This is a genomic window from Hymenobacter segetis (genome assembly GCF_054776495.1).
The window spans coordinates 801,397-815,914 of record NZ_BAAHBV010000003.1; the positions used below are offsets into that span (position 1 = coordinate 801,397).

Annotated in this window: 9 protein-coding genes; 8 read left to right on the plus strand and 1 reads right to left on the minus strand. The window is 59.1% G+C overall.

Going from position 1 to position 14,518, the window contains the following annotated elements:
• Positions 1-76 precede the first annotated feature (76 nt).
• Positions 77-562 carry a hypothetical protein gene (locus ACYU70_RS20190; RefSeq protein ID WP_342296067.1) on the plus strand — a complete coding sequence of 162 codons (486 nt, stop codon included), beginning with the start codon at positions 77-79 and terminating at the stop codon, positions 560-562.
• 189 nt (positions 563-751) lie between these two features.
• Here the strand turns inward: ACYU70_RS20190 and ACYU70_RS20195 are convergent, their stop codons facing one another.
• Positions 752-2,152 carry an inorganic phosphate transporter gene (locus ACYU70_RS20195; RefSeq protein WP_342296066.1) on the minus strand — a complete coding sequence of 467 codons (1,401 nt, stop codon included), beginning with the start codon at positions 2,150-2,152 and terminating at the stop codon, positions 752-754.
• Positions 2,153-2,326: 174 nt separating this feature from the next.
• Between ACYU70_RS20195 and ACYU70_RS20200 the strand changes: the two genes are divergently transcribed.
• The 7 genes from ACYU70_RS20200 (at position 2,327) to ACYU70_RS20230 (ending at position 14,424) form a co-directional block, all read left to right on the plus strand.
• Entirely contained in the window at positions 2,327-3,829 is a 1,503-nt protein-coding gene (locus tag ACYU70_RS20200; protein WP_342296065.1) for a glycine--tRNA ligase, read from the plus strand.
• A gap of 251 nt (positions 3,830-4,080) precedes the next feature.
• Complete coding sequence (locus ACYU70_RS20205; protein ID WP_342296064.1) at positions 4,081-6,525, plus strand: efflux RND transporter permease subunit; 2,445 nt, start codon at positions 4,081-4,083, stop codon at positions 6,523-6,525.
• 169 nt (positions 6,526-6,694) lie between these two features.
• Positions 6,695-10,099 carry an isoleucine--tRNA ligase gene (gene ileS / locus ACYU70_RS20210; RefSeq protein ID WP_342296063.1) on the plus strand — a complete coding sequence of 1,135 codons (3,405 nt, stop codon included), beginning with the start codon at positions 6,695-6,697 and terminating at the stop codon, positions 10,097-10,099.
• A gap of 211 nt (positions 10,100-10,310) precedes the next feature.
• A complete protein-coding gene (locus ACYU70_RS20215; RefSeq protein WP_342296062.1) occupies positions 10,311-10,982 on the plus strand; it encodes a lipoprotein signal peptidase in 672 nt (223 codons plus the stop codon).
• 175 nt (positions 10,983-11,157) lie between these two features.
• Positions 11,158-11,826: a lipoprotein signal peptidase gene (locus ACYU70_RS20220; RefSeq protein WP_342296061.1), complete on the plus strand. Its 669-nt coding sequence runs from the start codon at positions 11,158-11,160 to the stop codon at positions 11,824-11,826.
• 90 nt (positions 11,827-11,916) lie between these two features.
• Positions 11,917-12,381, plus strand: a complete 465-nt coding sequence (locus ACYU70_RS20225) for a hypothetical protein (RefSeq protein WP_342296060.1) — start codon at positions 11,917-11,919, stop codon at positions 12,379-12,381.
• A 138-nt stretch (positions 12,382-12,519) separates the two neighbouring features.
• On the plus strand, positions 12,520-14,424 hold the full coding sequence (locus tag ACYU70_RS20230) for an ABC transporter ATP-binding protein (RefSeq protein WP_342296058.1): 1,905 nt from the start codon (positions 12,520-12,522) through the stop codon (positions 14,422-14,424).
• Positions 14,425-14,518: the final 94 nt, after the last annotated feature.

The window sequence follows — 14,518 nt, forward strand, 5'->3', positions numbered from 1 at the left end:
GGCGGCAACCAGGCACCACGCACCAACAACCAAGCCTCAACCCTACCTTTGCTTACTACCCTTCACCCCAACCCGCATGAGCACCCCCCAACCCTCCAGCATCGAGGAAAACGAAATCATTCTGGGCACCGGCATGGGCCCGCTGCGCTTCGGCGCCACCATGGACGAAGTGCGCACCCTCGTGGGCGAGCCCGAGGAAATTGAAGAGTCGGACGATGACGACGACTTCGAGCACCAGGCCTGGAACTACCACGAGGAAGACTACCTGCTCTCGCTCTACTTCGACCGCGAAGACGACTTCCGCCTGAGCTGCATCGAAACTGACAACCCCAACATGCGCCTCTACGGCGAGGCCATTTACGGCCTGAGCGTGGACCAGGTGAAGGCCCTCATGGAGCGCCACGGTCAGGCTACGCCCGAGCTGGAAACCATGGAAGAAGGTGCCATTCGCCTGTCCTACGAGAAGTCGATGATTGACTTATACTTCGAAGAGGGTGAGCTGCAGTTCGTCAATTTCGGCGTGTTCATCAACGACGACATGGAAGTGCAGTGGCCCAAATAATCTTGCTTATCCACATTTCGACGCTTTTTGGCTGTGGATAAGTGGATAAGTCGGTGATATCAGCTGGTTTAACACGCACTTTCGGCTGTTTATCGAGAAAGAGTCCCGATTATTCGTTCAGGCATTAAAAAAGGCTGCTCCCGATTAAGGAGCAGCCTTTTTTGTGTTTTGACTTGTTGGGCTTAGCGGCTACAGCAGGGCCCGGAACAGCAGGAACAGCACGCCCGACAGCACCATGGTTACTGGCAAGGTTAGCACCCAGGCCAGGGCAATATTGCGCACCATGCCGGGGTTGATGTTCTTAACGCCACGGCTGGCCACCATGCTGCCCGCGATGGACGAGGTGAGGACGTGCGTGGTAGAAGCCGGCAAACCGAACTGCGTGCTGACGCCAATCATGGCCGCCGCCACCAGCTCCGACGAGGCACCTTGGGCGTAGCTCAGGTGCTCCTTGCCGATGCGCTCGCCGATGGTTTTCACGATGCGCTGCCAGCCAATCATGGTGCCCACGGCCAGCGACAGGCTCACCATGAGCAGCACCCACCACGGGGCGTAGTCGGTGAAGGTTTTCATTTCCTTGGCGGCCGCGTCGTAGATGTTGCGGTCTTGGGTGCTTAGGCTGACGTTGGGCGAGGCCAGCAGCTTTTTGGCTCGGTTAGCGAGCAGCAGCACGTCGCGGCGAATCTCGAAACGCGTCTGCTGAGGCAATTCTTTTACTTCGGTTTTGCCGGCAAAAATGCGGTCGAGGTCGGCCGTTTTCTCCTGGATTTCAAGCAGGCTTTTCTGGTCGTTGGGGCTGAGGTCGGCGCGGTTTACGCGGCTGATGACGTACTCCACTTTGCCGAGCGACTCGCGCAGGTCGAGCGGGTTTTTGCTTTCATCGAGGGCGAAGCGGAAGGGCACAATGCCAATCAGAATCAGCATAACAAGGCCCACCCCCTTCTGGCCGTCGTTGGAACCGTGGAAGAAGCTTACCAGCGTACAGGTGGTGATAAGCAGCAGGCGAATCCAGAGGGGTGGGGGCTTGCGCTTGTGCGGCTCCTTGAAAATGGCCTTGCTGGGCGCAAAGCGCTTGAACAGGAACATCATGCCAATGGTGAGCGCGAAGCCCAGCAGCGGCCCTGCCAGCAGGGCAATGCCCGTTTCACCTGCTTTGGACCAGTTCACGGCTGTGCCGCGCGACTCGGGCAGCAGCGAATACGCAATGCCGACGCCCAGAATGGAGCCGATAAGCGCGTGCGAACTGGAGGCTGGAATGCCGTAGTACCAGGTGCCCACGTTCCAGATAATGGCGGCCAGAATGAGCGCGCCCACCATGGCAATGCCGTGGTACACGTTGGAATCGACGAGGCTTTCGACGGGCAGCAGGTAGACGATGCCCATGGCCACGCCGATGCCGCCGGCAAACACGCCGATGAAGTTCCAGAAAGCCGACCAGATGACGGCCACCCACGGCCGGAGGGCATTGGTGTAAATAACGGTGGCCACGGCGTTGGCCGTGTCGTGGAAGCCATTCACGAACTCGAACGCGCAGGCGGCCAGCAGGCACACGCCGAGGAGCAGAAGCACGTGAGGTTCTAAACCAAACATAAAGAGGGGGTTGGTGGGTATTTAGGTTGAATCATGGGTCAAAGGTAGGGAGGTAGCTTACAGACGCTATGTTACCGAATTGTGACCTCCGGTTGGCCAGGCTACGGGGAAAGGGATTTTGGGCCTTCTACGCACAAGTTTCAGCTTCAGCCGCATCGGCCTACTTTTGCAGATATGAACCCAGCAATCGAAACCACCCAGCTTAAGGATATTGTGGCCCACGCCAAGGAATACGGCTTCGTATTTCAGTCATCGGAAATCTACGACGGCCTGGCCGCCGTGTACGACTACGGCCCCAACGGCGTGGAGCTGAAAAACAACCTCAAGCGCCTGTGGTGGGAAGCCATGACCCAGCTGAACGGCAACGTAGTGGGCATCGACGCGGCTATTTTCATGGACCCGCGCACCTGGGAAGCCAGCGGCCACATCGCCGGCTTCAACGACCCGCTCATCGACAACCTCGACAGCAAAAAGCGTTACCGCGCCGATGTGCTGCTCGAAGAAAAAGCCGCCGAGTACGAAAACGCCGGCAACCCCGACCGTGGTGCCGCCCTGACCGCCGAAATGGGCCGCCTGCTCACGGCCAACGACCTGGCCGGCGTGCGCCAGCTCATCATCGACGAGAAAATTCTCTGCCCCGTTTCCAAAACCGGAAACTGGACCGAAGTGCGCCAGTTCAACCTGATGTTCTCGACCCAAGGCTCGGCCGTGGATTCGGACGCGCCGCCCGTGTACCTGCGCCCCGAAACGGCCCAGGGCATTTTCGTGAACTTCCTGAACGTTCAAAAATCGGCCCGCATGAAGATTCCCTTCGGCATTGCCCAAATCGGCAAAGCCTTCCGGAATGAGATTGTGGCCCGGCAGTTCATTTTCCGAATGCGCGAGTTTGAGCAGATGGAGATGCAATTCTTCGTGCGCCCCGGCACCGAAGGCGAGTGGTACGACACCTGGAAAGCCTCGCGCCGCAAGTTCCACGAGGCGCTGGGCCTGCCCGCCGAAAAGCTGCGCTTCCACGACCACGATAAGCTGGCCCACTACGCCAAGGCGGCAGTGGACATCGAGTACGAATTCCCCTTCGGCTTTAAGGAAATGGAAGGCATCCACTCGCGTGGCGACTTCGACCTGACCCAGCACCAGAACCTGAGCCGCAAAAAGCAGCAGTATTTCGATGCCGACATAGACCCCGCCACCGGCAAGGCCTACGGCAACTACGTGCCCTTCGTAGTCGAAACCTCGGTGGGTGCCGACCGCCTCTTCCTGGCCACGCTCTGCAACGCCTACCAGGAAGAAACCATCACGGAAGGGGAGGGCGACGCCCAAACCACCAAAACCCGCACCGTGCTGAAGCTGCACCCCGCCGTGGCCCCGGTGAAAGCGGCCATCTTCCCGCTCGTCCGCAAAGACGGCATGCCGGAGAAGGCCCAGGAAATCTTCGACGCGCTGAAGTTCGATTTCCGCCTCGTGCTCGAAGAGCGCGACGCCATCGGCAAGCGCTACACCCGCCAGGACCTCATCGGCACGCCCTTCTGCATCGTGGTTGATGGCCAGACGCTGGAAGACGAAACCGTGACCGTGCGCCACCGCGACTCCCGCGAGCAGACCCGCATGCCGATTTCGGAGCTGCGCCAGTACATCGGCGAGGCGGTGAGTTTCCGCCGCATCTTCGAGCAGCTGTAGGAATAGTTGTTTTAAAAGCAAAAAGCCCCGTTTCATTGCCTGAAACGGGGCTTTTTGCGTGTAGGGGCGGGGCTTGCCCCCGCCCGTCGTTGCAAGGAATCGTTGAGACGGTGCGAACGGCGGGCGGGGGCAAGCCCCGCTCCTACATCCGTCAGGCTCCCTTCTCAGTGGGAGAGAGGCCAGCCCCGTAGGGGTCTCGTGCGGTTGCCCAGCGCCGTGCTTACGTAACTTTGCCTCTTTACAAGGAATTTATGTGGCAACACCTCGCCTTATTCATCATCCGATTCCGCATTTCGCTGATTGCGATATTAGCCGTCATCACCGTCTTCATGGCCTGGAAAGCCAAGGACGTGGAAATGACCTACGACTTTGCCCAGGTGGTGAGCGAGAAGGACCCGGACATGCTCTATTTCAAGCAGTTCAAACGGACCTTCGGCGAAGATGGCAACGTGCTGGTGATAGGCTTACAGGACAGCTCAGTCTACAAGCTGGATAACTTCAACGAGTTCCGCCTGCTCACCGATACGCTGGCCAAAGTAGAAGGCGTGAACGGCGTGCTGAGCGTGAGCAAACTCTTGAACATCAGCAAGGACACGGCTAATAACAGCTTCAAAGCCGCTCCCATTTTCAAAACGCCGCCGCGCTCACAGAAGGAACTCGACAGCCTGATGCGCGTCGTGAACAGCGTGGAGTTCTACAAGGGCCAGCTCATCAGCCCGAACACCGGGGCCACGCTGCTGGCCCTCACGATGGACCCGAAATACCTGAATTCATCAAAGCGTCAGGCGGTGATGAACAACATTCTGGGCTTCTCGGCGCAGTTTGAGAAGAAAACGGGCATCAAGCTGCACTACGCCGGCCTGCCCTACGTCCGCTCCACGATGACGAGCAAAGTGGCCGGGGAGATGAAGTTCTTCACCATTCTGGCCATGATTGTGACCGGGATTACGCTGCTGGTTTTCTTTAGAACTTGGTCGGCGGTGCTGTTTCCACTCGTGGTGGTGGGCGTCACCGTTATCTGGTGCATTGGCTCCATTGTGCTGCTGGGCTTCAAAATCAACCTTTTGACGGGTCTGATTCCGAGCATCATCATCGTTATCGGTATCCCGAACTGCACCTACCTGCTCTCGCGCTACCACTACGACTACCGAAAATCGGGCAACCAGATGTTGGCCATGACGCGGGTCATCCGCAAAATCGGCCTCGTCACGCTGATGAACAACACGACTACCGCCGTGGGCTTCATCGTGTTTGCCTTCACCGACATTGCCATTCTTTACCAGTTCGGCCTCGTCGCCACCATCAACATTTTCGCGGCCTTCATCATCAGCTTCATCCTGATTCCGGCCGCCTTCACCTACCTGCCGCCCCCCACCGCCAAGCAGCTGGAGCATCTTGATGCCGCGCCCCTCACCAAGCTGCTGGAGTTCTTCGACCACCTCGTGCTCGACCGCCGGCCCACCGTGTACATCGCCGCGCTGGTTCTGGTGGCGGGCGCCGCCATCGGTATCTCGCGCATCGAAGCCGTGTCCTACATGGTGGATGACCTGCCCAAGAAAAGCTCGGTAAACTCCGATTTGGCTTTCTTCGAGAGTCACTTCAACGGCGTGATGCCGCTGGAATTTGAAGTTGATACCCACAAGAAAAAAGGCCTATTCAAGCTGAAAAACCTGGAGAAAATCGACCAGTTCGAGAAGTATCTGCGCACCCAGCCGGAGTTGTCGCCACCCGTCAGCCTGGTGACCTTCCTCAAGGCCAGCACCCAGGCATTTTACAACGGCAACCCGTCGTTCTACCGCCTGCCCGATAACTCGGAAAAGAACTTCATTCTGAGTGCGCTGGCTAACTCCGGCGGCTCGGCCGGCGGGGCGGGTATGAACAGCAAGCTGCTGCGCTCATTCATCGACAGCACTAGTCAGAAGGCCCGTATTAGTCTGAAAATCGCTGACATCGGCTCCCAGAACCTGGACACGCTGATGAACACGAAAATCATCCCGGAGATGAATCGCATCTTCAAAGGGACGGGCATGGACATCCGCCCCACGGGCACGACAATCATTTTCACGAAGGGCAACGAGTACGTCATTCACACCCTGCGCGACAGCCTGTTTATGGCCTTCGGGCTGGTGGGTTTGGTGGTACTCATCCTGTTCCGCTCGTTCAAAACGGTATTATTTGCCCTCATCCCCAACGCCGTCACGCTTATTCTCACGGCAGGTATTATGGGCTATTTCAACATCGCGCTCAAGCCCAGCACGGCCCTGATTTTCGTGATTGCGCTGGGGATTGATGGGGACAACTCCATCCATTTGCTGGCCAAATTCCGACAGGAAATGGCCCTGAACGGCGGCCGGGTGCGCGAAGCCGTATCCGTGACGCTGAGCGAAGCGGGCACCAGCATGATTTACACGAGCATCGTGTTGTTCGTGGGTTTCAGCATCTTCGCCTTCAGCGAATTTGGCGGCACCAAGGCGCTGGGAATGCTAATGTCGGCGTCGCTGTTGATAACCAACTTCTCCAACCTGATACTGTTGCCTTCCTTGCTCGTGACATTTGAGCACGGCAAGGGCGACACGGACACCAACGCCCTCATCCGGCACTACGATGAGTCGTACCATGAGGAGGACGATGACGCCGACCTGAACCTGAAAGAAATGCACAAAGCCTCCGATTACGAAGGCGATTATTCGATTTAGAACGATGTAGAGACGCAATATTTTGCGTCTCGTCGTTGAACGACTCGCGTTGAACGACCCCATCAGAACGACCCAAAAAGAACGACCAAACCCGCGCAGAACAAACAACATCAGCAACGACGAGACGCAAAATATTGCGTCTCTACATCGTGCAAACTGCTCTACATAAATGAAATACCCCGAATACAAGCAGCCGCTCAACTACGGCCAGCTCGGCGAGGACATCCTCGCCTGGTGGAAGGAGCACGGCATCTTTGAAAAGAGCGTTAGCAGCCGCGAAGGCCAGCCCACGTTCGTGTTTTACGAAGGCCCCCCGTCGGCCAACGGCGCGCCCGGCATCCACCACGTCATGGCGCGCACGGTGAAGGACATTTTCGGCCGCTACCAGACGCTGCTCGGCAAGCAAGTGCCCCGCAAAGGCGGCTGGGACACCCACGGCCTGCCCATCGAGCTGCAGGTGGAGAAGGAGCTGGGCATCACGAAGGAGGACATCGGCAAGAAAATCAGCGTGGAGGACTACAACCAGCGCTGCAAGGAAACCGTCATGCGCTTCAAGGCGCAGTGGGACGACCTGACCGAGAAAATGGGCTACTGGGTCGACCTCAACGACCCCTACGTGACCTTCGAGCCGGAGTACATCGAAAGCTGCTGGGCGCTGCTCAAGAAGCTCTACGACAAAGGCTTGCTCTACAAGGGCTACACCATCCAGCCGTATTCGCCGGCTGCCGGCACCGGCCTGTCGTCGCACGAGCTGAACCAGCCCGGCACCTACAAGGACGTGAAGGACACGACCGTGGTGGCGCAGTTCAAGGTGAAGCACACGGAGGTTTCGAAGAAGCTTTTCGCCGCTGCCGGCGATGATGCCAGCGTGTACATCCTGGCCTGGACGACCACGCCTTGGACCCTGCCCGCCAACACCGGTTTGGCGGTGGGCAAGAACATCCCGTACCAACTCATCCGCACCTTCAATCCCTACACCTACGCGCCCATTCACGTGGTGTTAGCAAAGGCGTTAGTGAGCCGTTATTTCAACGAAAAGGGCGCTGCGGCACCGCTGGAAGGCTATGCCGAGGGCGACCATAAGGTGCTGCCCTGGCGCTTGGAAGGCGAGTTTACGGGCGCTGATTTGGTGGACATCAAGTACGAGCGCCTGTTCGATTTCACGCCGTTTGAAGGGGAGGAGCGGGCTTTCCGCGTCATCAACGGCGACTTCGTGACCACGGAGGATGGCACGGGCATCGTGCACATCTCGCCCACGTTTGGCGCCGATGACTTCCGGGCCGCGCAGCTGGCCGACATCCCGGCGCTGATGGTGCCGGATGCCGAAGGCACCCTCGGCCCCATCGTGGACCGGACGGGCCGCTACGTGCCCCAAATGGGCGAGTTTGCGGGCCGCTGGGTGAAGAACTACGACGGCCACGACGAATCCGGCGCCGACTATAAAACGCTGGACGAGAGCATCGTCATCAAGATGAAGGGCGACGGCACGGCCTTCAAAGTGGAGAAGTACGAGCACACCTACCCGCACTGCTGGCGCACCGACAAGCCCGTGCTCTACTACCCGCTCGATTCCTGGTTCATCAAGACCACGGCGGTGAAGGACCGGCTCATCGAGCTCAACAAAACCATCAACTGGAAGCCCGAAAGTACCGGTACCGGCCGCTTTGGCAACTGGCTGGAGAACCTGGTAGACTGGAACTTAAGCCGCTCGCGCTACTGGGGCACGCCGCTGCCCATCTGGCGCACCCAGGACCGGACGGAGGAAATCTGCATCGGCAGCATCGCCGAGCTGAAGGCAGAGATTGACAAGGCCGTCGCGGCCGAAATCATGACCCACAACCCCTACGCCAACGGCGAAAAAGTGGACCTACACCGGCCTTACGTCGACGATATTTTCCTCGTCTCGCCCACCGGCCAGCCCATGTACCGCGAGGCCGACCTCATCGACGTGTGGTTCGACTCCGGGGCCATGCCCTACGCGCAGTGGCACTATCCGATTGAAAACGAGGGTCAGTTCCAGAAGAATTTCCCTGCCGATTTCATCGCCGAAGGCGTGGACCAAACCCGCGGCTGGTTCTTCACGCTGCACGCCCTGGCCGTGATGCTGGAAGACTCCGTGGCATTCAAAAACGTGATTGCCAACGGCTTGGTGCTGGCCAAGGACGGCCAGAAGATGAGCAAGCGCCTCGGCAACGCCGTCGACCCGTTTGCCACCATCAAGCAGTTCGGCCCCGATGCCACCCGCTGGTACCTCATTGCCAACGCGCCACCGTGGGACAACCTCAAGTTCGACCCCGCCGGCGTGACCGAAGTGCAGCGCCGTTTCTTCGGCACGCTCTTCAATACGTACTCGTTCTATGCGCTTTACGCGAACCTGGACGAGTTTCAGACAAGCGAATTCAACCGCATTCCGCACGCGGATTTGAGCGAGCTGGACCGCTGGGTGCTGAGCAAACTGCAGTCGCTGATTGTGGAAGCCCGCGGGCACTTGGACAATTACGACCCCACGAAGGCCGCCCGCGCCATCCAGGATTTCGTGACCGACCAGCTCTCGAACTGGTACGTGCGCCTCTCGCGCCGCCGTTTCTGGAAAGGCGAACTCACTCAGGATAAGCGCGCTGCATTCGAAACCTTGCAGGAATGCCTGGTGGTGGTGGCGCAGTTGATGTCGCCCATCGCGCCCTTCTTCGGTGAGTGGCTGTACAAGAACATGACCGACGGCATGCGCGCCGAGGCCGTAGCCAAGAACACGCCCCTGGCTCCGGAATCGGTGCATTTGACGCTGCTCGTAGAAGCTGATACGGCCCGCATCGACCCGAAGCTGGAGGAGCGCATGGAGCTGGCCCAGCGCATCAGCTCGCTGGCCCACTCGCTACGCAAAAAGTCGGTGCTGAAGGTGCGCCAGCCGCTGCAGCGCATCCTGGTGCCGGTGCTGAACGACTCGACCAAGGAGCAAGTCGGCCTCGTGGAGGACCTGATTTGCGCCGAAATCAACGTGAAGCACATCGAATTCCTCGACGACGAGAGCGAAAGCGGCGTGCTGGTGAAGTCGGTGAAGCCCAATTTCAAGCGCCTCGGCCAGCAATACGGCCCGCGCCTGAAGGCCGTGGGTGCCCGCATTCAGCAGATGACGGCGGCTGAAATTAGCAAGCTGGAGAAGGAGGGAAGCCTCGCCGTGGAAGTCGATGGCCAGCCCATCACGCTCGCCCCGGACGATGTGGAAATCCGCACCGACGACCTGCCCGGCTGGCTCGTGGCCACCGACGGCCCGCTCACCGTGGCCCTCGATGTGACCCTGACCGACGAGCTGCGCCAGGAGGGCCTGGCCCGCGAGCTGGTGAACCGCCTGCAGAACCTGCGCAAAGACTCGGGCCTGGAAGTGCAGGACAAAATCCGCGTCACGATGGCAGACCAGCAGCCCGAGCTCACGGCCGCCGTGGCCGCGTTCGGCGACTACATCCGCACCGAAACGCAGGCCCTCGTCCTCACCTTCGCGGCCGATGTGAACGGTGGCTCGGTGCTCGAATTTGATGACTACTCCGTGCCGGTCTTTTTGGAGGTCGCAACTAGCTGAGGATGAATGACTCGCCAGGAGGTGAAATCCCCGGCGAGTCCTCCGCCGCACAAACAGTCGATAAGCTCGTCTTTATCCGTTCAAAACATCAGACAGTCAGTTATAAAAAGTATAAAAACGATAGAAAGAAGGTCGGCAACTGTCCGTTCTGAAAATGCCGTTTTAGTACCGATTTCTGGCTTCAATCTCTTCGATTTTCGGCCCTGCCTGAATGCACCCAACCCTCACCAATCGCCAGCAAACCGCTGCCAAATTCTTCCTGCTGGCGCTGTTCGTCATTGCCCTCGACCAGCTCTCGAAGTGGGCCGTGCACACCTACATGCAGCCCGGCATGGCAGGCGAAATCCGTCTGATGGGCGACTGGGCCAAGCTGCACTACACGCTGAACCCCGGCATGGCCTTCGGGGCCGAACTGCCCGCGCCATATGGCAAGCTGGTTCTCAGTGGGTTCCGGCTGCTGGCGGTGTTTGGCCTGAGCTACTACATTATCCGCCTCTGCAAGCAGCGCGCCGCCGCCGGCTACATCGCCTGCATGGCCCTCATCCTCGGCGGCGCGGTCGGCAACCTGATTGACTCGGTTTTCTACGGCGTCATCTACGACAACGCGCCGTTTGGCTCGCCCACGCGCTGGTTCTACGGCCAGGTCATCGACATGCTCTACGTCGACATCTACGAAGGTTTCCTGCCCCAAAACTGGCCGCTGATAGGAGGGAAGTACGTCTCGCTCTGGCCCATCTTCAACATCGCCGATTCCTCCATTTTCATCGGTGTAGCGTTGATTCTGCTCAATCAGAGCCGCTTTTTCAAGCAGGAAGAGCCTGTGGCCGTAGCCGAGAAACACAGCGAGCCGCTGGTAGCTCCTGACTCGGAAAATCTGGGGTAGCGGCGCATCCTTGAACGAAAAGGAACGTCATGCAGAGCGTAGCGAAGCATCTCGCGTGTGGTAGTAACTCAATCGAATGGATTACTTCGGCACGCGAGATGCTTCGCTACGCTCTGCATGACGTTCTTTTGTGTTCTCTTTTGCCCGCCAATTCTGCCCCCGGGCACCCTCCAAAATGCACCCAACGCTCACCACCCGCCAGCATTCTGCGGCTAAATTCTTCCTGCTGGCCCTGTTCATCATTGCCATCGACCAGCTATCGAAGTATTTGGTGCACACCTACATGCAGCTCGGTTCGGCTGGTGAGATTCCGATTTTCGGCCAGTGGGCCAAGCTCACCTACACGCTGAACCCCGGCATGGCCTTCGGGGCCGAGCTGCCCGCGCCCTACGGCAAGCTGGTGCTCACCGGCTTCCGCATGCTGGCCGTGGGCGGGCTGATTTACTACATTATTCGCCTCTGCCGCCAGCGCGTGGCGGCCGGCTACATCGCCTGTATGGCCCTCATCCTCGGCGGCGCGGTCGGCAACCTGATTGACTCGATTTTCTACGGAATTATCTACAATAATGCCCCTATAGGCTCGCCTACGCGCTGGTTCTACGGCCAGGTCATCGACATGATTTTCGTGCCACTGTACGTGGGTTATTTCCCCAAATCCTGGCCCCTCATCGGCGGCTCGTACAGCAACGGTTTCCCCATCTTCAACATCGCCGATTCCTCCATCTTCATCGGCGTCGCCTTGATTCTGCTCAACCAAAGCCGCTTTTTCAACGAATCGCAGCCCGCCGCCGCTCCCAACGAGCCCCAGCCCCTAGTCGCTGCCGATGCTGAGAAGCTGGCGTAGCAGGGGAGGGGCAGACGGTGGAATCTTTGAACGTCATGCTGAGCGCAGTCGAAGCATCTCTACCGCTTCGTTGCAAAGACCTCATACTCTATGGCTAAGTGGAGAAATTTAAATGGGATTCCCCACAACATCACTCAAAGTTTCTTTGGAACTGAGAGGTTCTATAGCTGCGGCTATATGGGTGATTGGTTGTTGCATGCAGCAAGAAAGCTGAATCTAACAAACGCCTCTCTCAATGTTCTGGAAGCCTCTTTTGAGCCCGCCGAATTAAATCTTTATCCGTTGGTTCTTCATGCGAAGAACTTGAAAACGATAATTGACAAAGAGTTACTCGCAAATGGGTTCGACACGGATTTTATAACGGAAGCACATATCAATTTTCAATTTCTGAACCCCAATATTTATTGGGTCGGAATCTATTGTTTTCCCTACCTTATTGACAAAACAGGCAGACGTTATGAGCCTGGACGGATAATCGCAGAAGGTCTTGAGCCGTATTTCGACCCTTTTGATGAAAAGAATATTTATCCGGCAGGCGTAAAGAAGCCTGATTAGGGACATCGTTCGGTAGAGATGCTTCGGCTGCGCTCAGCATGACCGTTCTTGTGTATTGACGTTCTTGCGTACCTAAATAGCTCAAAACAGCCTACAGCCGCTCAAAACCACCCCCAACCGTTACCCATAACTCCCTCCGTGCCCAACCCGCTGCTCACCGTTTCCAACCTCACCATTGACTTCTCCAGCCACCGCGGCGACGTGCGGGCCGTGGACAACGTGTCGTTTGAGCTGCACCGGGGCGAAACGCTGGCCATAGTGGGCGAATCCGGCTCGGGCAAATCCGTGACGTCGCTGGCGCTGCTGGGGCTGATTCCGATGCCGCCCGGCCGCATTGCCAGCGGCCAGGCCCTCTTCCAGTCCGAAAAGCTGGGCCAGACCGACCTGCTGAAACTCTCCGAAACCGACCTGCGCCAGGTGCGCGGCAACGACATCGGCATGATTTTCCAGGAGCCGATGACCTCGCTGAACCCCGTGTACACCTGCGGTAGCCAGGTGGTGGAAGCCCTGCGCCTCCACACCGACCTCAGCGAGGCCGCTGCCAAGGCCCGCACCATCGAGCTATTCACCGAGGCGCAGCTGCCGCGCCCCGAAGCCATTTTCGGCAGCTACCCGCACGAAATCTCGGGTGGCCAGAAGCAGCGCGTCATGATTGCCATGGCCATGGCCTGCCGCCCGGCCCTGCTCATCGCCGACGAGCCCACCACGGCCCTCGATGTGACGGTGCAGGCCCGCATGCTACGCCTGATTGACGACCTGCGCCGCCAGCACAACACGGCCGTCCTCTTCATCACCCACGACCTCGGCGTGGTGGCCGAAATCGCCGACCGCATTCTGGTGATGTACCGGGGCAAGGTCGTGGAACAGGGGAGGGTGCTGGATATTTTTTCAAATCCGCAACATCCGTACACAAAAGGCCTGTTGGCGTGCCGTCCGCGCCTCTCGGTGGGCAAAAAACGCCTCCCCGTGGTGGCTGATTTCATGCGGGAAGACGCCAGCGGGCAACTTTTGGCCCAGCCCGCGCCCGTGCTTCCGCTGCCAGATGAGGCACTTGCGGAATCTTCGCCCGAAGTGGAGGCCCAGCAGTTACACGATAAAAGCGAAACCGCCAAAACGTTCCCCGTGGAACATGGCATTTTGGAGGATGTTCCACGCCCTGCCGGGCTTACTCCGGGACCCGTTGCCGCGCCCGTCGGGGCCGCCGCGTCCAACGGTTCTGAGCCGCTTCTCCAGGTTCAAAACCTGCAGGTCTACTTCCCGCTTCGCAAGGGCTTCTTCCGCCGCGCCACCGACTACGTGCGGGCCGTGGACGATGTCAGCTTCACGCTCTACCCCGGCGAAACCATCGGCCTCGTGGGCGAGTCGGGCTGCGGCAAGACCACGCTGGGCCGGGCCCTGCTCCGCCTCACGGAACCAACGGCGGGCAGCATCCTGTTTGAAGGAACCGATTTGGCGAAGCTGTCGAGCGGGGACCTGCGCCGCCGTCGGCGCGATTTGCAGCTGGTGTTTCAGGACCCCTACGCCGCGCTGAATCCGATGCTGACCGTGGGCGAGGCCATCTGGGAGCCGATGCGCGTGCATAACGTGGGCGGCACTCGCCAGCAGCAAAAGGCCCGAGTGCTGGAGCTGCTGCGCACCGTGGGGCTGCGCGATGAGCATTTCCAGCGCTACCCGCACGAGTTCAGCGGCGGGCAGCGGCAGCGCATCTGCATTGCCCGGGCGCTGGCCTTGCAGCCCAAATTGATTGTCTGCGACGAGTCGGTTTCGGCCCTCGACGTCTCGGTGCAGGCGCAGGTCCTGAACCTGCTCAACGACCTCAAACGTGAGTTCGGCATCACCTATCTGTTCATCACGCACGACCTGTCCGTGGCCCGGTTTATGAGCGACCGGCTGCTGGTCATGCACCAGGGCCGCATCGTGGAGAGCGGCCCGGCGGCGGCCATCTACGCCGCTCCCCAACACGAATACACCCAAGGCTTGCTAGCCGCCATCCCGAAGGACAGCCTGGCCGACATCGAAGCCGCCGTAGCCAGCCGGGCGTAGCTGTAGCGTGGACTCTGCGAGTCCGCGCATCGTCGGGCGGTATATCGTTCGCCCAAGCGCGGACTCGCAGAGTCCACGCTACAGCACTCGCGCT